Here is a 22,065-nt window from a genome sequence, read left to right as displayed (position 1 = left end):
CCCGCGACCCCGGTTCAGCCGATGGACGGGATGAAGGTCGGCAGCCGCCGGACCCGGCCGCTCCTCCCCAGGCCGCGTGGCCACGACCGCGTTCGTCTCGGTCGATCCGTAGCCATCGAGCAGTGCGACGCCGAAGCGCTCGCGGAACGGCGCCAGGAGCCGGCCGGGGGTTGCCGGCGACAACGCCATCCGCACCCGGTGAGCACGATCGAGGTCCGACGGTGGCCGGCTGTCGAGGATGCCCACCATGGCGCCGAGGAGGTAGGTCACCGTGGCGCCGCTGTCCACCATCTGCGACCAGAACCGGGAGGCCGAGAAGCGGCCACCGAGGACGTACGTCGCACCGCTGACCACGGCCTGGCTGAATGCGTTGAGGGCGTTGGTGTGGAACAGCGGAAGGCAGGTGTGGAGCACGTCGTCGGAGCGGATGCCGATCTGCTCGCTGACGTTGCAACCCCACCACCAGAACTGCGCGTGGGGACAGACGACACCCTTGGAGACGCCCGTCGTACCCGACGTGTAGAGGATCGCGGCAGGGTCGCCAGGCGCGACCTCGGCGGCCGGTACGGGAGTACCCATGACTGCGGTCTGCTCACCCAGGACCCACCTCGCCTGCAGGTCAGGCAGTTCCGGGAGATCGTCGACGTGAGGTTGGATCTCGGCCTCGACCACCAGCAGCCGCGCGCCGGAGTTGGCCAAGATGTGGTGCAGCTGGCTTCCGCGGGCGGCGGTGTTGATGGGGACCGCGACGGCGCCCAGCCATGCCGCGCCGAGCACCAGGTCGAGAAGCTCCACCCGGTTGGAGGCGAGGAAGGCGACCCGTTCTCCGGGCGAGACGCCGCGCTCCGCGAGTGCTCCGGCGGCGCGTGCCACCGCCTCGACCATCTCGGCGGCGGTGCGCCGGACGTCGCCGCACACGAGCAGGGGCGCCTCGGGCGTCAGCGACGCCCGGGCCAGCAGCATCCCCGGGATGGTGCATTCACCCAGTGGCGTATCGCTCGGTAGCCGGCGCGGGTCGATCTCCACTGTGGTGGGGTCCGGAACGTACGCCGCGGGCCCGGGCGTGAGGAGCGACGTGGTGAGCGGTAGCTCTTGGCCGAGCTCGAGGATGGCGTCGTCTCCGAGCAGACGGGCGACGACCTGCAGGTCGGGCGAGCACTCGACGGTGAGCAGCGTCGATCCGTCGCCAGTGCGCGTGGACGCCATGACGCGGCCTCGCTCGACGGGCATGTCCTTGAAATCTGCCGTGCCGCACGTCGGGCACAGGATCCGGTGGGGGAAGTAGTCACGGCCGCAGCCGGCGCAGCGTTGGACGACGAGGCTCATGCGACCGCCTCCAGCACCGCGACGTTTCCGCAGGATCCGTGCCGGTAGAGCACCATGCCGTAGCCGGTCACGACACCGATCCGGGACTCGACCTGCCGACCGGAGGCTCGCCCGCGCAGTTGCTGGACCACCTCCACCATCCCGTGCATGCCTCCTCCGGCGCCGGCCTGCCCGGCGGAGAGCTGGCCGCCGGAGGTGTTGACCGGAAGACGCCGGGTGGCGATCTGCTCGGCGACGACCGCCTTGACCGCCCCGGGGTCGGTCACCCCGAGGTCGACGAGCTGCGAGAGCACCATCGCGGGGTAGTCGTCGTACACGCTGATCACGTCGGCGTCCGTCGGGGCGACACCCGCGCGCTCCCACGCGGCAGGAGCACAGGCCGCGACCGCCGTCCGGATCCCGTCGCCGGCCTGGTCGTCGTCGTTGTAGGCGGCGGTGACCGCCAGCACCCGTGCGCGGCGACCGGTGGCGCGGTCCTCAGAGGTGACGACGATGGCGTCGGCGCCGGTGACCGGGGGGACGCAGTCGAAACGGCCCAGCGGGCCCGCGACCAGTGGCGCCTCGAGGTATTCGCCGATGGTCATGGGAGCGCGATACACGGCTCCCGGGTTCAGCCCGGCCCAGGCACGCTGGGCCGTCACGAGGCTGCCGTAGTCCTTGCGGTCCAGCTGCCACGCGGTCATCTGCCGCTGCGTCAGCATCGCGAACAGCGCGTTCGGCCCGGTCATCGGAAGACCGGCCAGGTGGTCGACGGTCGCCTGGTTGTAGGCCTTGACCAGCCGCTCGTGCGCCGCGTTGTCCATGGCGTCGCCGGCGACGAGCACGATCACCGAGGCGTCTCCGGCCTCGACGGCCCGCACCGCGTGCTGGAGCATTCCGCCGGCACTCGCGCCACCGTTCGTGTCCTGCATGATCCAGCGCAGGTGGAGGCCCAAGCGCCAGGCGAGGTCGATCGCGTGGTCGGGGCCCAGCGTGAAGCTGGCGACACCCAGTCCGTCGACGTCGCCGGGCTCAAGGCCGGCATCGCACAGTGCACGGACGACGGCGTCACCGAGCACTCCGGCGGTGGTGGTGCCGGCGGCGGGATGGCGGGTGTAGGGAGACTCCCCGGCGCCGACGATGGCGACGTGGTCGCGAGTGTGGTCAGTCATAGATCTCCTCCGGCGGGCCGCCCCGATGGCGGCACGGCCCGCGCTGGTGGTTGGGTCGTTGGTGGTCAGCTGAGCCGAGGGATGATGCTCAGCTGGCGTCCTGGTAGAGCTCGCTCGCGTCGAAGGAGTCCTCGAGCAGACCCACCTCGACCATCAGGTCGATGACCTTCTGGACGCCGTCGGCGTCGTAGTCGACCTGGTACTCGGGGAGTCGCATCTTGGCAGCGACCTCCGGAGTCATCTCGGTGTGCTCGGGCATCGTCGTCTTGGCGACTCCTTGCGGATCGGCCTCGATGTCCGTGACCGCCTTGGCGAGGGCGGTCCGGAACTTCGTCACGACCTCGGGCCGTTCCTTCATCAGCTTGTCGGACGTCGCGAAGAGGCCCTGGGGTCCGTTCTGGAAGCCGATCGGCCGGACGTCCAGGTTCGCCTCGGTCGCGCTGAGGGTGGGCTCGGTCTGGAAGATGCCGTCCACGTCACCGGCTTCGAGCGCGGCGGCCATGTTGGCCTGCGGAATCTCGATGTAGGTGACGCTGTCGGGGTCGAGGCCCTCCTGCAGCAGCACCCCTCGGAACCAGATGTCGCCGACGGAGCCGAGGGACGGTGTCGCCATCTTCTTGCCGACCATGTCGGCCGGTTCCTTGATGTCGGAGTCCTCCAGCACGTAGAGACCGGACGCGTACGCGTCGGTTCCCGCGATCGCCGGTGCGGCGATGGTGACTGGCAGGTCGGAGGAGTGTGCGGTGATCAAGGACGGATAGGAGACCAGGGCCAGGTCGGTGCTGCCCGAGACCAGGGCGTTGATCGTGGTGGCGCCGTTCGCGGCCGGGGTGAGTTCGACGTCGAGACCCTCGTCGGCGAAGTAGCCCTTGCTGATCGCCTCGTACACCGGCAGCGAGTCGCCGACCGGAGGGATCGAGAGCGTTACCTTCCTGCTGTCGGCGGCAGACGCCGACTGTGCATCGTCGCTGCCGCAGGCACCGGTGGCGCTGACGAGCAGGAGCGTGAGCACGAACGCGCCGAGTCTTCGTGGGGTACGCAGGTTCATCTGTGTTCTCCTTGGAGTTGCTTCATCGCTCGCGGTGGAGACGGACATGTGTCCGGAGGTCGGGCCCGTGGGGGTGAGCCCGATGTCCTCAATGAGCGCCGGCCGCAGTGGCCAGCCCACCGGGGCTCGCCTGCCGGATCAGTCGGGCCACCTCGCTTCTGGTCTCCACGAACGACGGGTTTTCTCGGGTGTGGATCTGGTCCCGCGGGAAGGAGAGCGGGACCGGGACGTCGGCCGTCTTGACGGTCGGCGCCTTGCTGAGTGACAGCACCCGAGTGCTGAGGTAGACGCTTTCGTCCACGTCGTGGGTGACGAAGAGGATCGTCATGTCGAACTGCTCGCGGACGCGGAGCAGGAGGTCTTCGAGATCGGAGCGGGTCTGCGCGTCGACGGAGGCGAACGGCTCGTCCATCAGGAGGAGCTCGGGCCGCATGGCGAGCGCCCTGGCGATCGCGACACGCTGCTGCATGCCGCCGGAGAGCTGCCAGGCGTACTTGTCGGCCGCGTCCGCCAGACCAACCGCGCTCAGCGACTCGAGGGTCCGCGCCCGGCGCTCGGCCTTGGACACCCGTCCCAGCAGCGGGAACTCCACGTTCGCGCCGACGCGTCGCCACGGGAAGAGCGACGCCCGGTAGTCCTGGAAGACCATGGCGAGCCCCTTGGGTACGCCTGTGATGACGTTCCCGGACAGGGTGATCGTTCCGCCGGTGGGGCGGAGCAGGCCCGACAGCGTACGCAGCAGCGTGGTCTTGCCGCAGCCGGAGGGGCCCACGATCGAGACGAACTCGCCGCGCTGGACGTCGAAGTTGATCCCGTCGAGGACCGTCTGGTCGCCTTGGCGGGTGCGGTAGGTGTGTCGGAGGTCTTCGACCTCCAGAAGCGTGGTTGTCATCTGCATCCTTTCGGGGCGGTCAGTCCTGGACTGCCATCAGGAGTCGGTGCCAGCGCAGTACGCCGGACTCGATCCCGCTCAAGACGAGGTTGGACAGGTAGCCGAGCAGCGACAGAGCGACGATGAACGACCACATGGGAAGCAGCTGGAAGGAACGTTGGGCCTGCGTCAGGCCGAACCCGATGCCGTCCGAGGCGGCGACCAGCTCTGAGGCGATGAGCAAGATGATGCCGAGCGATGTGGAGACCCGGATGCCGGCGAAGATGCCCGTGCTGGCCGCCGGCAGGATCACCTGGAACAAGATCCGGAGCCGAGAGACCCTGGCCGTGCGTGCCGTCTCCAGGTAGCCCTCGGGCACCCGTCGTACGGCGCTGTAGGTGTTGAAGAGGACCGGCCACACTGCCCCGAACGCGATCAGAGAGACCCGCATCGTCGTGCCGGTCCCGACCAGGACGAGCGCCAGCGGGAGCAGCACCGGGCCCGGCATCGCCCGCATGAAGTGCAGGATCGGCTCGACCGTGTGCGCGACGGCGGGGATCCGGCCGAGGAGAACTCCGAGCGAGATCCCCACCGTCCAGGCGACCAGCAGCCCGATCAGCAGGCGCTGCAGGCTCGGGGTGACGTCGACGAAGAAGGCGTCCGTCAGGATCCCGCCGGCGAGCCCGTCGGAGAACCACCGCTCCCAAAGGTCGTCGAAGATCTCCAGCGGGGTGGGGAAGAACATCGAGTCGGAGCCGGCCGTGGACAGCTGCCACGCGACCAGCAGCAGGAGCGCGCCACACCAACCGACTGCGATCCGTAGCATGCGCTCGTTCGGCTGCACGGTGTTGCTCATGAGTCCTCCCGGTTTGCCCAGGCCGCAAAGCGGCGCTCGAGTACGGTCACGACACCGTTGACGAGGAGACCGAGAGCTCCCGCCACGACCACGCCGGCACAGACGGTGTCCATGCCGCCGGGGAGCATGCTCTGCTGGAGCAGCCAGCTCCCGAGCCCGTCGCGGCTCCCGCCGATGAACTCCGCACCGACGCAGAGGATGAGCGCGACGGAGACGGTGATCCTGACACCGGTGAGCACCGACGGAACCGCCGATGGCCAGACGACACGGATGGCGACCGTTCGCCGCGACCAGCCGAACGAGCGTGCGGTGGCTTTCGCGGTGCCGTCGGTGGAGTGCACCCCGTGGATCGTGTTGATGAGCAACGGCCAGACGCAGCCGATGGCGACGACCGCTGCCTTCATCTCGATCCCCTGACCGACCACCAGGACCAGAAGGGGTACGAGGCCGACAGGCGGGAGCGGTCGGACCAGCTCGACCACGGTCGCGGTGGCCGCGTGCAACCGATCGGAAAGGCCCAGCACCAGCCCGGTCGGTACGGCGACGACCAGGGCCAGGACGTACCCGACCAGAGCAGCCCACAGGGTCGAACCGATCTGGCCGAGGAACGATCGGTCACCGAGGAGCTGCGCGGCGTGCACCAGCGTCGTCGACGCCGGGGGCAGCACGTCGCGCGGGAGCAGGTCGTACCGCGCCACCAGCTCCCACAGGGCGAGGAAACAGAGCACTCCTGCTACCCCGCGAAGGGCGACGACCGTGCGTTCGCCTGCGCGATCACCTCGGGGTGACTCGATACGAGCCCGGGCCTCGCCAGGGGGCGGTATCGGGCTGATGCTCTCGGTCGCGGTCAGCACCGCGGGCCTACTGCTCTCCATGTGTCCTCCAGACCTCGCGCCGGCTCAGTGGCCGAACGCCTCTTGCAACCACCACGAGCCCTCGCGGGAGAGCACCTTGGCGTCGATGACCATCGGCCGGGTCGACTCTGACGACAGCCAGTCCTTGACGGGAGCGAGGTCCGCGGTCTCCCGGACCGTGATCGCCTCGCACCCGTATCCGCGTGCGATCCGGGCGAGGTCGCTGTCGGGGAAGACGACGGTGTCCAGGGAAGGACCGTCGAACCCGAAGTGGTGCACCTCGGCGCCGTACATCGCGTCGTTGTAGATCACCACGAGTAGTGGGATCTCGAGTCGGACCGCCGTCTCGAGCTCGGTGATGCCCATCAGGAACCCGCCGTCACCGACGCCCACGACCGGGAGCCGACCGGGTTGCGCGAGTGCGGCCCCCAGGCCCGTCGCAAGCCCCAGCCCGACGGACTGGAACGCCTGGGTGAAGCAGAAGCCGAACTCGTCCGGAACGTCGAGGTACATGCTTGGATAGCCCAGGAAGTTCCCGGAGTCGACCGAGACGATCCGTTCGCTCGGGAGGAGACGGTTGAGCTCCAGCGAGAGGGTCCGCGGGTCGATCCGCCCGTCGCCCGACTGATCCATGAAATCGACCTGGTTCCAGCGCAAGGACGAACGGATCCGGTCGCCGACCGCCGTCGTCCGGTAGCCGGTGCGATCACTGGGCTGTGCAGCACGAAGGGCAGCGGTCGTCGCCCGAGCTGTCTCGGCGACGCCGCCCCACAGTCCCAGGTCCACGTCGCGGTTCCGGCCGATCGCCTGTGGGTCGAGATCGACCTGGACGACCTTGGCCCCGTCACCGATGAGCTTGCCGTGCCGCATCGTCCACATGTTCAGCGCGCAGCCGAACCCGACCACGAGGTCGGCGTCGGCGACGAGCTCGGCGGTGAGCGGCGAGCTGAACCCGCCGGAGACGTCGATGCCCCACGGGTCCTCGTTGAACAGGCCGCGCGCGACGGCGGACGTGGCCAGCAGAGCCCCTGACGCGGCCGCGAGCTCTTGAAGCGCTTCCTTCGCGCCCTCTGTTCGGCCACCACGCCCGGCCACGAACACCGGTCGCTGCGCGGACCGGATCAGCTCGACGAACCGGGCCACGTCCTTGGGCGCCGGTTGCGGAAGTCCCACGGTGTCGAACGTGCGTCGGTCCGCATCATCGGGCAGCTCCATGTCCTGCACATCGATCGGCACGTTCAGTACGACGGTGCGCTGCTGATGCAGGCAGGCCGCGAAGGCACGGGCGACGTCGACCAGGGCGGTCTGCGGCGAGCGGACACGCATCGCGAGCGCCCCGGCACCCTCGGCCATGCCAGCCTGATCGATGAAGAAGTTCGAGGTGGGCTCCGTCGCCTCGGCGGTCAGCACGAGCAAAGGCGTCCTGCTCTTCGCCGCCTCGACGATGCCGGTGAGCGCGTTGGTGTAGCCGCACCCCTGGTGCAGCGACAGCACCGCGACCTCGCCGGACATCCGGGCGTAGGCGTCAGCCATGGTGGCAGCGCCGCCCTCGTGCCGGGCCGGGACAAACCGTGCCCCACGCGCTACGAGCGCGTTGGTGAAGTGGAAGTTTCCGCTGCCGACCACGCCGAACACGGCCCGGACGCCCAGATCGGCGAGCACCTCGCCGATCGCATCACGTACCAGCATCAGTTCACCTCCTGGCCTGCAGCCGGGACCATCGCCAGGACGCGTGCAGGACTGCCCGAACCGCCCACGATCGGGAGGGGAGCGACCACGATCAGTGCGCCTGTCGTCGGGAGGAGCGCGAGGTTCTGCAGCTGGGTGATGCCGTACTTGCCGGCGCCGAGGAGATAGGTGTGCACAGGGAAGGCCGGCTCGAAGGCGAACGCCTGCCCGGCGTCGGTGCCCACGGTCTCGACGCCGAACCCGATGATGTCGGTCTCCTCGGCAAGCCACTTCGCGCATTCCGGGGTCACGCCTGGCGTGTGCGGGCCCTCGTGGTCAGCGTTGAGGAAGAGCTCCTGGTCGTGGGAGCGGGCGGCCCATCCGGTGCGGTAGAGAAGCCAGCCCTCCGGGAGCCGTCCGTGCTGCCTCTGCCATGCCTCGACGTCCTCGACGGTGAGCAGGTAGTCCGCGTTCTCCGCGACCTCGGCGGTCTTGTCGATGACCATGGCCGGCCCGACGAGCCGCTCCACCGGCACCTGAGAGACGTCGCCGTGGTCGACGCCGGTCACCCAGTGGCACGGCGCGTCGAAGTGGGTGCCGACGTGCTCGCCGGTGTGGATGCCGTTCTGGTAGGAGGTCTCGCCCCGCTCGTCGTACTTCGCCAGCTCCTCCAGCTCGAAGCGCGGGATCGGGGCCATACCCTCGGGCAGAGGCAGTACGGGTGTCGAGGCTGAAAGCTTGGCGGTCAGATCCACGACCGTGACGGCGCCCGAGGCGACGGCACTGGCCAGATCCGACGGCGTGCGGGCCGGGGTAGACGAGAGGTGCATGCGAGCATCGTGCTGCCGCTGAGAGTCACATCACCAATGCCAATCCAAGGCTAGATATGCCAGAAAAGATATATCTGGGCATTCCGATATAAGCCGATCTACGATGGCCGCCAGTCGTCCGGCGAGAGGTTCCCATCGTGCAGACCCAGCAACTGTTCGGCGGCAAGCTGAAGCTGCGGCACCTCGTCCTGCTCACCACGATCGCTGACGAGGGATCGTTCGTGGGCGCCGCGGAGAACCTCTACATCTCCCAGCCCGCGGTGACCCGGAGCGTCCGGGAGGTCGAAGACCTCGTCGGCGTCGAGCTCTTCGTGCGAGGGCCTCGGGGCGTGTCGCCCACGCCGGCGGGGGAGATCCTGATCGAGCAGGCACGATCCGCGCTCGGCAACCTGCGCCGCGCATCCGAGCAGATCGAGGAGGTGCTCCAAGGGGGCGCGCGGCCGCTTCGGGTCGGGACCAACCTGGCCGGCGCCTACGCGCTGCTCCCACGTGCTGTGGTCGCGCTGAAACGGGCCGAACCCGACATCACGGTCTCGGTCGTCGAGGGCACCGCAGAGCAGCTGACCACGAGTCTGCAGCGGAGTGAGGTCGATCTGCTCGTCGGGCGCTTGGACCCCGGAACCTACCGCGGGTCCCTCCACCATATCCGGCTCTACGACGAAGCGGTGCGGGCGGTTGTACGTCGGGGCCACCCGGCACTTGCCGCAGCGCCGCAACGACTTGCCGACCTGCAGTCCTACCCGTGGATCCTGCCTCTGCAGCCCAGCACGTTGCGGGCCGAGCTCGACGACATGTTCGCCCGCGAGGGGCTCAGTCCACCGCGCGACATCACCGAGTGCTCGACCCTGCTCACCTCGCGGGCGATGCTGCTGGAGACCGAGGCCATCGCGCCGCTGCCGATGCTGATCGGCGTACGCGACGAACTCCTCGAGATGCTGCCTCTCCGTCTCGACACCGTCCCCCGCGCCATCGGCGTGACGCTGCCTGCGGACCGATCGGTCAGCCGAGAAGCACGGCTGTTGGTCGATGCGCTCACTACCACGGCAGCGATCATCGCAGCCGAGCTCGAGGAGGCCGCACCGACGTCTGTGCCGGGCGTCGGTTCTCCACGGAGCCCGGTCATCTGAGACGTGATCTCGAGGTGAGCCCGGCCTGCTCATCCGGAGACGTTGACAACATCCGGCATGAGGAGGTGCGCATATCGCAAGCTGATTTGGTATTGGCGACCCGAACCACTTTCTCCGCAGGATCTGGTGCCATGAACATTCCGGAAGGTTCAGCCAGTTCGACGCCGGGCTCCGGTGTCTCCAGGCGTTTGCTGCTTGCCGGCGCAGGCGCAACCGGGGTCCTCGCGGGGGCGGGCGCGCTGCCCGCATCGGCCACGGGTCCCGAGTCTGCCGCCCGCAAGTTCGGAGCGGGCAGGCGAACCCGTCTCGTTCTCCTGGGCACATCCGGAGGTCCGCCGTGGTGGCCAAGGACTGACCGAGCGGGTGTGGCATCAGCTGTGGTTGTCGGCGACCGGTACTACATCGTGGATGCCGGACACGGCGTGGGTCGTCAGGCCCGGGATGCCCGACTCGGCAACTGGAGACATGACACGGACGGTCCGCTGGACGCCCTTCGCGCGATCTTCCTGACCCATCTGCACTCCGACCACATCATCGACCTGAACAACCTGCTCATCGAGGGGTTGTCGAACGGGCTCGCGCGAGTGACCACACCGGTGCAGGTCTGGGGTCCCGGCAACCGGGGAACGCTTCCTCCCCGTTTCGGGCCACCGCCGGACCCGCAGGTGACGGCACCGGAGAACCCGACGCCGGGAACCGCCGAGATGATCGACCTCATGATGCGGGCGTATGCGACCGACATCAACGATCGGGTCTTCGACACCCGCAAACCACCGCCGTCCGCCCTCGCCTCGGGGTACGACGTCCCCATCCCGGAGCGTTACCTCGCCGACCCCAACGGGAACCCCCATCCGCGGATGAGCCCCGTGCCGTTCTACGAGGACGACCGGGTCCGGGTCTCAGCCACCCTGGTCCAGCACGCTCCGGTCTTTCCCGCGCTTGCCTTTCGCTTCGAGACCGACGACGGGGTGATCGTGTTCTCCGGCGATACCTCACCGAGCGACAACCTCATCGAGATGGCGCACGGTGCCGACATCCTCGTTCACGAGGTCATGGACCGAGAATGGGCCGAGGAGATCTTCCCAGAGCCTCGCGACACGTCGGCCGAGGGCCGCTTCCAGCACTTGATCAACGCGCACACGACCATCGACGAGGTGGGGCCGATCGCAGAGGCCGCAGGCGTACGGACGCTCGTGCTGAACCATCTGGTGCCCGCCAACTGGCCGGAGTACAAGTTCCACCGGGCTCAGAAGAACTTTTCCGGCCTGGTCGTCGTCGGTCGGGATCTCGACGAGTTCGGAGTGGGCGCAGCGCTTGGCTGAACGCCGCAGACCCCCAGGACCGCCGGTCAGAACCCGATCGGCAGCCCGGCGTAGTTCTCCGCGAGCCCGGCCGCAGCGTGCTCGCTGGAGGTCGCCCAACGTAGCTGGGAGAGTTGGAGTTGGGCGTCGAACGGGTCCTCGGCGGTGTGCAGCATCGTGGTCATCCACCAGGAGAAGTGGGTGCAGCGCCAGACGCGGCGCAGTGCGGTCTCGGAGTAGTCGTCCGCCAGTCGCGAGTCACCATCGAGCAGCGCGGTGAGCGCGGGAGCCAGCAGCGCGACGTCGGCGACAGCGAGGTTGAGGCCCTTGGCGCCGGTCGGAGGAACGATGTGGGCGGCGTCGCCGGCCAGGAAGAGCCGGCCGTGGCGCATCGGCGTGGAGACGTGCGAGCGCATCGGCAGCACCGAGCGGTCGGTGATCTGACCCGGCTGCAGTGTCCAGCCGTTCTGGCCGTGGCCGAGCCGGGCGGCGAGGGCGTCCCAGATCTGGTCGTCGGACCAGGTCGCCGGGTCGGTGCCGTTGGGCACCTGGAGGTAGAACCGCGAGACGCTCTTCGAGCGCATCGAGTGCAGTGCGAAGCCGTCGGGATGCCAGGCGTAGATCAGCTCGTCGGTCGAGGGTGCGACGTCGGCGAGGATGCCGAACCAGCTGTAGGGGTAGGTGCGGTCCCAGCTCTCCCGGGCCGGGATCGCGGCACGGCTGGGGCCGAAGGAGCCGTCGCAGCCGACGATCACGTCGGCCCGGATCCGCCGGGCGACCCCGTCGGCGTCGGTGAAGGTGACCGAGGGCCGGTCGGACTCGATGTCGTGCAGCGTGGTGTCGCTGACCTCGTAGTGGACCACCTGCCCGGCGGCGCGTCGGGCCTCGATCAGGTCCTTCTGCACCTCGGTCTGGCCGTAGACGTACACCGCCCGGCCGACCAGGTCGACGAAGTCGAGGTGGTGACGCTCCTCGGGCCACTGCAGATAGATCCCGCGGTGCTTGTCGGCCTCGCGGGCCAGCCGGTCGCCGAGGCCGACCTCGGTGAGCAGGTCGACGCTCGACTGCTCCAGGATGCCGGCACGGATGCGGGCCGCGACGTACTCCTCCGACCGGGTCTCCACCACGACCGAGTCGACTCCGTCGGCGGCGAGGAGATGGCTCAGCAGCAACCCTGCGGGGCCGGCGCCGACGATCACAACCTGCGTACGTTCATCTGCCATGGGGCCGAGTCAACCCCCGTTCGGGCAGTCGTCGCCAGCGTGGTTTTCCGGTGAGTGGAAACGATGGCCGGCGGCACCGATTCCCAAATGGTGCGGACGGGCCCTTGTGTCAGCGCTGGTGCGTCCCTACGGTCGAGGCAACTCAATTGTGACCCGAGTCACAACCAACGAAGGAGCGCCCCGATGCCCGACGTCCTTGCCGAACGCGCCGCCCTCGAGTCCCAGATCGGCGACCAGACCATGGTCGACGTCTTCACCAAGGTGGTCGCCGAACGCGGCGCCGAACCGGCCTTCTCCGACCGGCACACCGCCGACGGTGCGGGCTGGCGCACACTGTCCTGGTCCGAGCTGCACCAGCGGGCCCGCGAGCTCGCCGCTGCCTACATCGAGGCCGGCCTGAAGCCGGGGGAGTCGGTCGCGATCATGGCCGCCAACCGCATCGAGCACATCCTCGCCGACCTGGCCGCGGTGCTCGCCGGTGGCGTGCCGATCAGCATCTACAACACCCTCGCGCCCGATCAGGTGGGCTATGTCGCCGAGCATGCGGACCCGCGGATCGTGGTGCTGGAGACCGACGACCACGTCGCTCGCTGGGCGCTCGGGCTGAAGCGGGAGGAGATCCTCCGGGTCGTGGCGATCGACACCACGGTGGCCGACGACCCGCGGGCGGTCGCCTGGGACGACTTCGTCGCCTCGGGTGCGGCGGCGCTCGCCCGGGACGGCGGGGTCGGCGAGGAGCTCGACGCACGCAGTGCGGCGGTCACCCCGGACGACACCGTCACGATGCTCTACACCTCGGGCACGACCGGGCAGCCCAAGGGCGTGGTGCTCACCCACCGCAACATCGTCTTCGAGACCACCAGCTCGCTGTCGACCTCGGGGATCGAGGAGCCGGGCGTCCTGGTCTCCTACCTGCCGTTCGCGCACATCGCGGAGCGGGTGCTCAGCCTCTACATCCCGCAGTTCAACGGCGGTCACGTCTACCTGATCCAGGACCCCTCGCTGCTGCTCGCCACGCTCCAGGAGGTCCACCCCACCAGCTTCTTCGGGGTGCCGCGGGTGTGGGAGAAGATCCGCACCGGTGTGACCGCGCTGCTCGCCGCCGAGACCGACGACGCCAAGCGGGAGGCCGTGGAGAAGGCGATGGCGGTCGGCCTCGCCTACGTCGAGTCGCAGCAGACCGGGCACACCACCTCGCCCGAGCTGCAGGCTCAGTTCGAGCAGGCCGACGCCGCAGTTCTCTCGACCATGCGTGCCCTGCTCGGGCTCGACAAGGTGGAGTGGGCGGCCAGCGCGGCCGCGCCGATGCCGCTCGAGGTCGCGAAGTTCTTCGCGGGTCTGGGGATCAAGGTCTACGACGTCTACGGGATGACCGAGACCACCGGCGCCGCGACCGCCAACGGGCCCGACGGCTTCCGGCTCGGCACGGTCGGCCGGGCTCATCCCGGGATCGAGGTGCGCATCGCGGAGGACGGCGAGATCCTGTTCCGCGGTCCGATCACGACCCCTGGCTACGTACGCCGGCCGGAGGCGACGGCCGCGCTCCTCGACGAGGACGGCTGGCTGCACACCGGCGACATCGGCTCGCTCGACGAGGACGGCTTCCTCAGCGTCGTCGACCGCAAGAAGGAGATGATCATCAACTCCGCGGGCAAGAACATCGCACCCTCCAACATCGAGAACCTCCTCAAGGAGAGCCCGCTGGTCGGTCACGCGATGGTGGTCGGTGACGGCCGTTCGTACGTCGTCGCCGTGATGACCCTCGACGGCGAGATCGCCCCCGTGGTCGCTCAGAAGCTCGGCGTCGAGGCCGGGTCGCTCGCCGAGCTCGCCCAGCACCCGGTGATCCGCGGCGCGGTGGCCCAGGCGGTCGAGGCCGCCAACGCCCGGCTCTCCCGTCCTGAGCAGGTCAAGGCCTTCGAGCTGCTCGGCGAGGAGTGGACGGCCGAGTCCGAGGAGCTCACGCCCACGTTGAAGCTGAAGCGGCGCGTGGTGAGCAAGAAGTACGCCGACATCATCGACGGTCTCTACGCCGCCGAGCAGTGAGAGGGTCGGCGTCCGGATCCTGACGCCATCCTCTCGTCCTCAGGACCCGCCCGGTAACGTCGAGATCGACTTGTTCGGGCGGGTCAGGAGGTCTGCAATGCGTTGCTTCATCGTCGTCAAGGAGCGCAGCGACGCCGAGAAGTGGGACTGGGTGCTGGCCGGTCCGGGGCTGCACACGGCGGGATCATTGGGTGCTCGCGGGACCGAGGACGCGATCATCGCGGCGGTGGGTGCGGTGTACGACTCGCTCGTCGAGATCGCGCCGGTGCAGATCGTGGTCGCGCTGCCGTCCAACTCCCGGTTCTGGATGCTGACCGACGAGATCGCGGACGCCTATCCCGGGGTCACCGTGGTGCCGTTCGTCGACGATGACGCGGACATCCGCGCGGAGGCCGTGGAGGCGTTGGCGGTCTATCGGGCCGGTCCGCTGCCGCCGCTGGTGGTGGCGACCGACGGCTCGGCCCACCGCGGGTTCATCGGATGGGGCTGGCTCGCCGGCGACGGCCAGCACGGCTTCGGCCGGCAGGTGCCCAACGCCCGGATCCGGGACCCGCAGTCGCTGGTGGTCCTCGCCGAGCTGCAGGCGATCGCGGAGGCGGTGCGTGCGCTGCCGCGGCGCACGCTGACCATCCGGACCGACTCGCGGGTGGCGCTGGCGCTGATCGAGGACTGGCTTCGGGGCGAGGAGTCGATGCCGAAGGGCTACGAGACCGAGCATCGCGCCGAGCTCGCGGGCCTGACCCGGATGCACGACGACCTGTGCCGCGAGTCCGAGCGGCTCTCCTTCGAGTGGGTGCGCGGACACGTCGGCGAGGCGCTCAACGAGGGCGCCGACTCGCTGGCCAAGCTGGCCCGGCGCTTCGCCGAGGGCACCTGGGGGCTGACCGCCGACGAGGTGCCGGCCCGGGCGCGGGCGATCGCCGAGACCTTCGCAGCACCGCTCGCTTCTGGGTCCGCTTCGGCCGGGTAGGTTCGGGTGTCGTGAACCCTCCTGCGGTTGCCATCGCCCCCGACGAGCCCGCGCAGGTCCGCGCACGCCTCGATGCGCTGGGGCTGGACGGCATCTTCGACGTACACACCCACTTCCTGCCCCAGCGGATGCTCGACAAGGTGTGGGCCTACTTCGACTCGGCCGGTCCGCTGACCGGCCGGGCGTGGCCGATCGCTTACCGCCACTCGGAGGAGGAGCGGCTCCGGGTGCTGCGGGCTCTCGGCGTACGTCACTTCACGGCACTCACCTACCCGCACAAGCCGGGGATGGCGGCGTGGCTGAACCAGTGGGGTGCGGAGTTCGCGGCCGACAAGCCGGACTGCCTGCAGTCGGCGACGTTCTACCCGGAGCCGGGGGCCGGCGACTATGTGCGGGAGGCGGTCGAGTCCGGCGCACGGATCTTCAAGGCGCATGTCCAGGTCGGCGACTACGACCCCAACTCGCCGCTGCTGGACCCGGTCTGGGAGGTGCTGTCGGAGTCGCGCACGCCGCTGGTGATCCACTCCGGCCATGGGCCTGCTCCTGGTCGGTTCACGGGTCCGTCCGGGATGGAGACGCTGCTCGGACGCTATCCCGATCTGGTGCTGATCGTCGCTCACATGGGACTGCCGGACTACGCCCGGTTCCTCGATCTGGTGGAGAAGTACGACGGGGTGCATCTGGACACCACGATGGCGTTCACCGCCTTCACCGAGGCTTCGACGCCGTTCCCTGCAGAGGAGCTGTCGCGGCTCGAGGCGCTGGGGGAGCGGGTGCTGTTCGGGAGCGACTTCCCCAACATCCCCTACCCCTACCTGGAGGCGGTCGACGGGGTGCTCGGCCTCGGGCTCGGGGACGAATGGGCGCGTGGTGTGCTCTACGAGAACGCCGCGCGGCTCTTCGGGCTGTTCGCCGCCTAGGCCACGGCGGTCTCGTCGTAGCTGTCGGTGAGGATCTGGACGATGTCGGGGACCCCGAGCGCGAGCCGGTTGAACCGGGGCGACTCGGCGGCGACGACCAGGTGCTTGGCGAGCTCGATCTCGTCGCGGGCCCACGGGATCAGCCCGGCACGGTCCAGGTTGGCGGAGTTGGCGGCGCCGTGGCCGGAGATCGAGCGGTAGGTGATCACCGGGGTGCCGGAGGCGAGAGCCTCGAGGGAGGTGAAGCCGCCGGCGTTCTGGACGACGCAGTCGCTGGTCGCCATCAGGGCGCGTACGTCGGTGCGCCAGCCGAGCGCCACGACTCCGGGGATCCGCTCCAGGCGGCGCTTGAGACAGGGGTCGGTCGCGCAGAGGACGATCGGGGTCATGTCGCTGTGCTCGAGGATGTCGCGGGCGGTCTGCTCGAGTGCGCCGGCGCCGAGCGAGCCGCCGGTGACGAGCGCCCGCGGGCCGGTCAGCTGGAGGTCGGCCAGCGGGTCGGGGAAGACCTGCCCCGGGACGTACGCGGCCCCTGGCGGGACCAGCGGCTGGACCACGGCCGCGTTGCCGCCGAGCATGCGCGCCTCGCGGGCGGCGACCTCGTGGATGGCGAGGTTGAGGTCGATGCCGGGGTGGATCCACAGCGCCGGGACCGCGGCATCGGTGAGGTAGGTGACGGCAGGGACGGTGAGCTGTCCTGACGTGCGGAGGTGGCCGATGACCTGGGAGCAGAAGGGGTGGGTCGAGATGACCAGGTCTGCGCCGCGGATGACTTCGGTGATCTTGCGTGTGGAGAGGCGGAGGAACCGGTTGAACGGCTTGTGGAGCGGGCGTCCGGGCATGACCAGGCTCATCGTGGTGCCCCAGGAGTCCGGGCTGACCTGGAGCTGCATCTTGTAGCCGACCTTCAGGCTGTGCCCGAGTCTCCACGGCATCAGATCGACGAAGTCGAAGATCTCGACGTCGCAACCGGCCTCCCCGAGTGCTCGTGAGATTTCTCGGGACGCGGAGTTGTGCCCCGCGCCGTAGCTCGCCGAGATGATCGCCACGCGGGGGGTCGCGCCGGGCCGGAGGTGAAGGAGGGGCCCGAGCCGCTCCGAGTCGATGGACATGCGCCGGATTCTGTACGCATGGTGTGACGTTGTGGTGAACGGGGGCACCCCGGCGCGTCACTCTTCACCATCGGTTCGCCTCCCCGAACCTGCGGGCGTTCTATGGTTCATCCTGTGATCACGGCCCGGCAACTGCGTCATCGTGCGCGGTCGGCGGTCGCCGAGCTGGGCGGTGGCCCCTCGGCGGTGGCCGTGGTGATGCGCCGGGTCGTGGTGGCCTTCGCGGAGGCGCGAGGCATGGCGCTCACCGATGCGGCATTGGACACTGCGGGGCTGCTGACGACTGCCGGGGACTGTTCGCTGCCGGATCGTCTACTGTCGAATTATCTGTTTCCGGACGGGATCGGAGCCGATGATCTGGTCCTGGAAGAGATCGGCTACGTCTACGAGGCGTTGCTGGAGGACTCCTCGCGGCGCGACAACGGCGCCCACTACACCCCACCAGAGCTCGCTGACGAGGTGGTGGCGCATGCCCTGGCTCCGGTCGCCGCTCCCGACGCCACCGTGGTCGACATCGCTGCCGGCACCGGCGTCTTCCTGCTCGCCTCCGCCCGCTACCTGGCGGCGTCGTGCCGGATGCCGCTGACCGAGGTCGTCAGCGGGTGTCTCTACGGCGCCGACATCGATCCGGTTGCCGTCGACATCGCGAAGCTGTCGCTGTGGCTGCTCTGCGAGGACCCCTCGCTCCCGCTGACCTTCCTCGACGACCGGATCCTGTGCGGCAACTCGCTGGTCGGGCTCGTCGACACCGCCGAACTGCCGGACGGCCTCACCGACCCGAAGGCCTACGCCGATGCGATGGTCGCGGTCGCGCTGCCGCTGGGCGGCCGGCCGGGGAAACGGCTGGAGGAGGCGTACGCAGCGCTGGGCCGGGCACGGCGTCTGCCCGTCCCGGCGGTTCGGCCGATCCACTGGGCGCTGGTCGCGCCCGAGGTGATGGCGCGCGGTGGTTTCGACGCGGTGGTCGGCAACCCGCCCTACCTCGGGGTGAAGCGGGTCCGAGACGCGATCGGTCAGCAGCTGCGCGACTACCTGGCGCACACGCTCGCCGCCGGCACGACGAGGCGGGCCGACTACGTCATCTACTTCCTGCTCCGGGCAGCCGCGCTCAGCCGCGGCGAGATCGGTCTGATCACGACCGACTCGATCAGCGAGGGCGACACCGCACGGTTCGGGCTCAGCACGCTCCTGGATCGCGGCTGGCAGGTCGCCCGGGCGGAGCGGTCGGCCCCGTGGCCGACCGCGGGGGTGAGGTTCGCGAAGATCTGGCTCACCACCCGGCCGCTCGACAGCGCCTGGCTCGACGGCCGCACCGTCCCCGCGATCACCGGGACGCTCGAGGACGGTTTCTCGCTCCCGGAGCCGGCGCGGCTGGATCTCGACGGCCCGCTGCCGCACGGCTACCAGGGCACGATCGTGCTGGGGCGCTCGCTCGTGCTGACGCCGTCGGACGCGGAGGCACTCCGCCGCGGGCCCCTCGGCCACACCGTGCGCCCCTACCTGAGCGGAGAGGACCTGGTCACCCCGTGCGGCTCGACCGCCTCGCGGTTCGTGGTCGACGTCGGCAAGCTCGGCCTCGAGGAGCTCGCCGAGGACCGCGCACTCGCACGTCTGGTGCGGTCGAAGGTGCGCGCCGAGCGCCGCCGCCAGTTCGTGAAGTACCCCCAGCTCAAGGAGCGTTGGTGGGGCTTCCTCAGCCCGGTCGACGAGCTCTACCGCGACGCCGCCGGGCTGTCGCACGTCATCGCGTTCAGCAAGCACAGCAAGCACCTGTGGCCGGTGCTGGTCGGAGCCGACCATGTGTTCTCCAACGGACTGGTGGTCTACCCGACACAGGATGCGGCTGCGTACGCGTTCCTGGCCTCGGACCTACACCGCGTCTGGGCGATGCGCGCCGGCGGCACCATGCTCAACACGGCCTACCGCTACAACCCCTCGCGCCTGCGCGCCACCTACCCGTTCCCCGCAGACCTCGGGCCGCTCCGGCCGGCCGGGCAAGCGCTCCTGGCAGCCCTCGAGCGGGTCGGCGACGAACGCCGGATCGGCATCACCGGCGTACTCAACCTCGTCGGCGACCCCGACACCCACGACCCCGCGACCACCGCCCTCCGGCAGGCCATCGCCGACGTCAACCACGCCACCGCCCGCCTGCACGGCATCGACGAGTCCCTGGCCACCCCCGAGCTGACCCCCTCCGGCTTCGGCCTCACCCCGACCCGCCAGCGAGCCCTCATGGCCGAGCTGGTCGCCCAGAATCTCGCCCTCGCCGAGGCGTCACAAGCGTCGGCCGAGGCGTCGGGTACGTCGGCCGAGACGTCACCACGGTGACGCCTCGGCCAGCGCGAGCGACGCTTCGGCCGACGGGGCCGACCTCTCGGCGGGCTAGACCGGTGTCGCGGGCCCACCTTCGACAGGAGCGGTGAAGTCGACGGTGCGCTTGGCGTTGGCGAGGGCCGTGACGGTGGCGGTGCCGATGGTGCCCTCGCGGTCGAAGACCTCGGCGGTGCCGACGGAGATGCCCTCGTGGGCGACGTGGTCGATGGTGGCGAGACCGACCTCCATCCCGGCGGGGCGGCGGGCGAGGGCGAGGGAGATGTCGGTGTTGATCCACTCGACGCCGTTGCTGCCCCAGTTGGTGACCATCGAGGTGGCGTCGGCGATGGAGGCGACGGTCTGGAACGGGGTCATCGGCTCGCCGGCGACGGTCGGGACCGCGACCTGCCAGGTGACGTGGCGCCCGGCGTTCTGGTGCTTGCCGAAGTCGTCGGACCAGGGGTTCTCGGAGACGAAGAAGGGTACGTGGGGCTCCGAGGTGGGCGGTGCCACCGAGAGCGGCGGGGGAGTGGCGCGCTCGGTCGCGGACCAGACCTCGCCGGCCGGGTTCTCGCCGGCGAGCAGGTAGGTGCAGGTCGCCCGCGCCACGACCTGTTCCGAGCCGTCGCCGGACGACTGGACCATCTCGGCATCGAGCAGCGCGATGCGGGGCCCGTTGCGTACGACGCTCGTCCGGATCCTCGTCGGCACCATCCGCGGCGGCCGGAACAGGTCGACGTGATAGCGGGCCGGCACCAGCTCGGAGGCGCGGCCGAGCACCTCGATCTGGTCCTCGAGGCCGCGGGCGATCAGGCCGCTGGCGGCCACTCCGTGCATGTGGTCCTCGGCCCACATGCTGCGAGCCATCGGCGTAGGCTCGAAGCCGTCATCGGTGCGCCGGAAGAATGCGAGATCCATGCGCACATTCTAGAACGTGTCCTAACTTCGGATTCAGTTGTGAAAACCGGCAAATAGTAACGGTTTCGTCATTACAAGTGGCCTAAAACCACGTACCATCGCACCCAAAGCAGCCCCGATCGAAGAGGACGACGATGAGCAACACGCCTCCGTACCAGGTGACCGACCCCGCCACGGGTGAAGTGATCGAGACCTTCCCGTTCGCCACCGACGCCGAGGTGGAGGAGGCGCTGGCGCGGTCGATGAAGGCGTACGAAGCCTGGCGCTCGACCCCGATCGAGGAGCGTTCCGCGATCGTGAAGCGCGCCGCGGACCTCTTCACCGAGCGCGCCGCGGAGCTCGGCTCGATCATCCGCACCGAGATGGGCAAGAAGACCTCCTCGGGCGCGGGCGAGGCGGAGTTCTCCGGCGAGATCACCGCCTACTACGCCGACCACGGCCCCGAGCTCCTCGCCGACACCGACCTGCCCGGCCACGAGGGCAAAGCGGTCATCCAGCGCCTGCCGCTCGGCCCGGTGCTCGGCGTGATGCCGTGGAACTACCCCTATTACCAGGTCGCCCGTTTCGCCGCGCCCAACCTGGTCGCCGGCAACACGGTCATCCTCAAGCACGCCGAGAACTGCCCGCGCTCCTCGGCCGCGATCGCCAAGATCTTCGAGGACGCCGGCCTTCCCGACGGCGTCTACCAGAACCTCTACGCCACCCACGAGCAGATCGCCACCATGATCGCCGACCCGCGCGTGCGCGCGGTCTCGCTGACCGGCTCCGAGCGCGCCGGCACGGCGGTCGCCGAGGCCGCGGGCCGCAACCTGAAGAAGGTCGTCCTCGAGCTCGGTGGCTCCGACCCCTACATCATCCTCGACTCCGACGACATCGACGCCGCCGCCGAGACCGCCTGGGCGACCCGGATGGAGAACGTCGGCCAGGTCTGCAACGGCAACAAGCGGATGATCGTGAACGAGGAGGTCTACGACGACTTCGTCGCGGCCCTCACCAAGCGTGCCGCCGCGATGACCCCGCTCGAGGGGGAGGACGGCGACGACACCGTCTACTCCCCGCTGGTCGCCCGCAAGGCGGCCGAGGCGCTGCGTGAGCAGATCGAGGACGCGGTCTCCAAGGGCGCCACGCTCCACGCCGGTGGCGAGATCTCCGAGGGTCCCGACGCGTTCTTCGCCCCTGCGGTCCTCACCGGTGTCACCCCGGAGATGCGCGCCTACAGCGAGGAGCTCTTCGGCCCGGTCGCCGTCGTCTACAAGGTGAGCACGGACGAGGAGGCCGTCGAGCTGGCCAACGCGGTCGAGTACGGCCTGGGCGGCGCCGTCTTCTCCACCGACGAGGCCCGCGCGATCGCCGTCGCCCAGCAGCTCGAGGTCGGCATGGCCAACGTCAACACTCCGGCCGGCGAGGGCGCCGACGTGCCCTTCGGTGGCACCAAGCGCTCCGGCTTCGGCCGCGAGCTCGGGCCGCTCGGCATCGACGAGTTCCTCAACAAGCGTCTCTTCTACGTCGAGCGCTGAGCGGACCGATCGGT

Annotated in this window: 18 protein-coding genes; 7 read left to right on the top strand and 11 right to left on the bottom strand. The window is 69.5% G+C overall.

The genetic code is table 11. The features are described from left to right. From ACFVJS_RS02560 to ACFVJS_RS02525, 8 genes are all read right to left on the bottom strand, one after another. On the bottom strand, nucleotides 1–1,326 hold a 1,326-nt coding region (locus ACFVJS_RS02560; protein WP_378877157.1), incomplete at its 3' end, for an AMP-binding protein. Then, nucleotides 1,323–2,477 carry a thiolase family protein gene (locus ACFVJS_RS02555; RefSeq protein ID WP_378877155.1) on the bottom strand — a complete coding sequence of 385 codons (1,155 nt, stop codon included), beginning with the start codon at nucleotides 2,475–2,477 and terminating at the stop codon, nucleotides 1,323–1,325. The genes ACFVJS_RS02555 and ACFVJS_RS02560, both read right to left, overlap by 4 nt. An 88-nt stretch (nucleotides 2,478–2,565) precedes the next feature. Further along, nucleotides 2,566–3,525, bottom strand: coding sequence for an ABC transporter substrate-binding protein (locus ACFVJS_RS02550; protein ID WP_378877152.1), 960 nt, complete (start codon nucleotides 3,523–3,525; stop codon nucleotides 2,566–2,568). An 88-nt stretch (nucleotides 3,526–3,613) separates the two neighbouring features. Continuing rightward, a complete protein-coding gene (locus tag ACFVJS_RS02545) occupies nucleotides 3,614–4,417 on the bottom strand; it encodes an ABC transporter ATP-binding protein (protein ID WP_378877150.1) in 804 nt (267 codons plus the stop codon). Between the two features lie 19 nt (nucleotides 4,418–4,436). Beyond that, nucleotides 4,437–5,252 carry an ABC transporter permease gene (locus tag ACFVJS_RS02540; protein ID WP_378877147.1) on the bottom strand — a complete coding sequence of 272 codons (816 nt, stop codon included), beginning with the start codon at nucleotides 5,250–5,252 and terminating at the stop codon, nucleotides 4,437–4,439. Beyond that, entirely contained in the window at nucleotides 5,249–6,127 is an 879-nt protein-coding gene (locus ACFVJS_RS02535; protein ID WP_378877145.1) for an ABC transporter permease, read from the bottom strand. Before ACFVJS_RS02535 ends, ACFVJS_RS02540 begins: the two co-directional genes overlap by 4 nt. Nucleotides 6,128–6,151: 24 nt before the next feature. Beyond that, nucleotides 6,152–7,795 (bottom strand): thiamine pyrophosphate-binding protein, encoded by a 1,644-nt coding sequence (locus ACFVJS_RS02530; protein ID WP_378877143.1) that lies wholly within the window; start codon nucleotides 7,793–7,795, stop codon nucleotides 6,152–6,154. After that, a complete protein-coding gene (locus ACFVJS_RS02525) occupies nucleotides 7,795–8,604 on the bottom strand; it encodes a cyclase family protein (protein WP_378877141.1) in 810 nt (269 codons plus the stop codon). Before ACFVJS_RS02525 ends, ACFVJS_RS02530 begins: the two co-directional genes overlap by 1 nt. 137 nt (nucleotides 8,605–8,741) lie before the next feature. Between ACFVJS_RS02525 and ACFVJS_RS02520 the strand changes: the two genes are divergently transcribed. Together ACFVJS_RS02520 and ACFVJS_RS02515 are read left to right on the top strand one after the other, a co-directional pair. After that, nucleotides 8,742–9,731: a LysR substrate-binding domain-containing protein gene (locus ACFVJS_RS02520; RefSeq protein ID WP_378877139.1), complete on the top strand. Its 990-nt coding sequence runs from the start codon at nucleotides 8,742–8,744 to the stop codon at nucleotides 9,729–9,731. A gap of 65 nt (nucleotides 9,732–9,796) precedes the next feature. Continuing rightward, on the top strand, nucleotides 9,797–11,053 hold the full coding sequence (locus ACFVJS_RS02515; protein WP_378877137.1) for an MBL fold metallo-hydrolase: 1,257 nt from the start codon (nucleotides 9,797–9,799) through the stop codon (nucleotides 11,051–11,053). 26 nt (nucleotides 11,054–11,079) lie between these two features. On the opposite strand, the gene ACFVJS_RS02510 is transcribed toward ACFVJS_RS02515, so the two are convergent. Next, nucleotides 11,080–12,255 carry a 4-hydroxybenzoate 3-monooxygenase gene (locus ACFVJS_RS02510; protein ID WP_378877135.1) on the bottom strand — a complete coding sequence of 392 codons (1,176 nt, stop codon included), beginning with the start codon at nucleotides 12,253–12,255 and terminating at the stop codon, nucleotides 11,080–11,082. Between the two features lie 183 nt (nucleotides 12,256–12,438). Here ACFVJS_RS02510 and ACFVJS_RS02505 point away from each other — a divergent pair, with 183 nt between their 5' ends. The 3 genes from ACFVJS_RS02505 (at nucleotide 12,439) to ACFVJS_RS02495 (ending at nucleotide 16,191) form a co-directional block, all read left to right on the top strand. Beyond that, nucleotides 12,439–14,301 carry an AMP-dependent synthetase/ligase gene (locus ACFVJS_RS02505; protein ID WP_378877133.1) on the top strand — a complete coding sequence of 621 codons (1,863 nt, stop codon included), beginning with the start codon at nucleotides 12,439–12,441 and terminating at the stop codon, nucleotides 14,299–14,301. Between the two features lie 97 nt (nucleotides 14,302–14,398). Beyond that, a complete protein-coding gene (locus ACFVJS_RS02500) occupies nucleotides 14,399–15,271 on the top strand; it encodes an RNase H family protein (protein WP_378877131.1) in 873 nt (290 codons plus the stop codon). Between the two features lie 11 nt (nucleotides 15,272–15,282). After that, nucleotides 15,283–16,191 carry an amidohydrolase family protein gene (locus ACFVJS_RS02495; RefSeq protein ID WP_378877129.1) on the top strand — a complete coding sequence of 303 codons (909 nt, stop codon included), beginning with the start codon at nucleotides 15,283–15,285 and terminating at the stop codon, nucleotides 16,189–16,191. Here ACFVJS_RS02495 and ACFVJS_RS02490 read toward each other — a convergent pair. Continuing rightward, the gene (locus tag ACFVJS_RS02490; RefSeq protein ID WP_378877127.1) at nucleotides 16,188–17,303 is read right to left on the bottom strand and encodes a galactosyldiacylglycerol synthase; all 1,116 of its coding nucleotides are present in this window, start codon (nucleotides 17,301–17,303) and stop codon (nucleotides 16,188–16,190) included. The genes ACFVJS_RS02495 and ACFVJS_RS02490 overlap by 4 nt on opposite strands. A gap of 114 nt (nucleotides 17,304–17,417) precedes the next feature. On the opposite strand from ACFVJS_RS02490, the gene ACFVJS_RS02485 reads away from it, so the two are divergent. Next, a complete protein-coding gene (locus ACFVJS_RS02485) occupies nucleotides 17,418–19,631 on the top strand; it encodes an Eco57I restriction-modification methylase domain-containing protein (RefSeq protein WP_378877125.1) in 2,214 nt (737 codons plus the stop codon). A gap of 54 nt (nucleotides 19,632–19,685) precedes the next feature. Here ACFVJS_RS02485 and ACFVJS_RS02480 read toward each other — a convergent pair whose 3' ends face one another. After that, nucleotides 19,686–20,534 carry an acyl-CoA thioesterase domain-containing protein gene (locus tag ACFVJS_RS02480; protein WP_378877122.1) on the bottom strand — a complete coding sequence of 283 codons (849 nt, stop codon included), beginning with the start codon at nucleotides 20,532–20,534 and terminating at the stop codon, nucleotides 19,686–19,688. Nucleotides 20,535–20,668: 134 nt separating this feature from the next. Here ACFVJS_RS02480 and ACFVJS_RS02475 point away from each other — a divergent pair, with 134 nt between their 5' ends. Then, entirely contained in the window at nucleotides 20,669–22,051 is a 1,383-nt protein-coding gene (locus ACFVJS_RS02475) for an NAD-dependent succinate-semialdehyde dehydrogenase (RefSeq protein WP_378877120.1), read from the top strand. Nucleotides 22,052–22,065 lie beyond the last annotated feature (14 nt).

Origin of the sequence: Nocardioides sp. NPDC057772 (assembly GCF_042798075.1) — a bacterium.
Classification (GTDB): Bacteria; Actinomycetota; Actinomycetes; order Propionibacteriales; family Nocardioidaceae; genus Nocardioides.
This window is presented reverse-complemented; position numbering and strand designations above follow the sequence as displayed.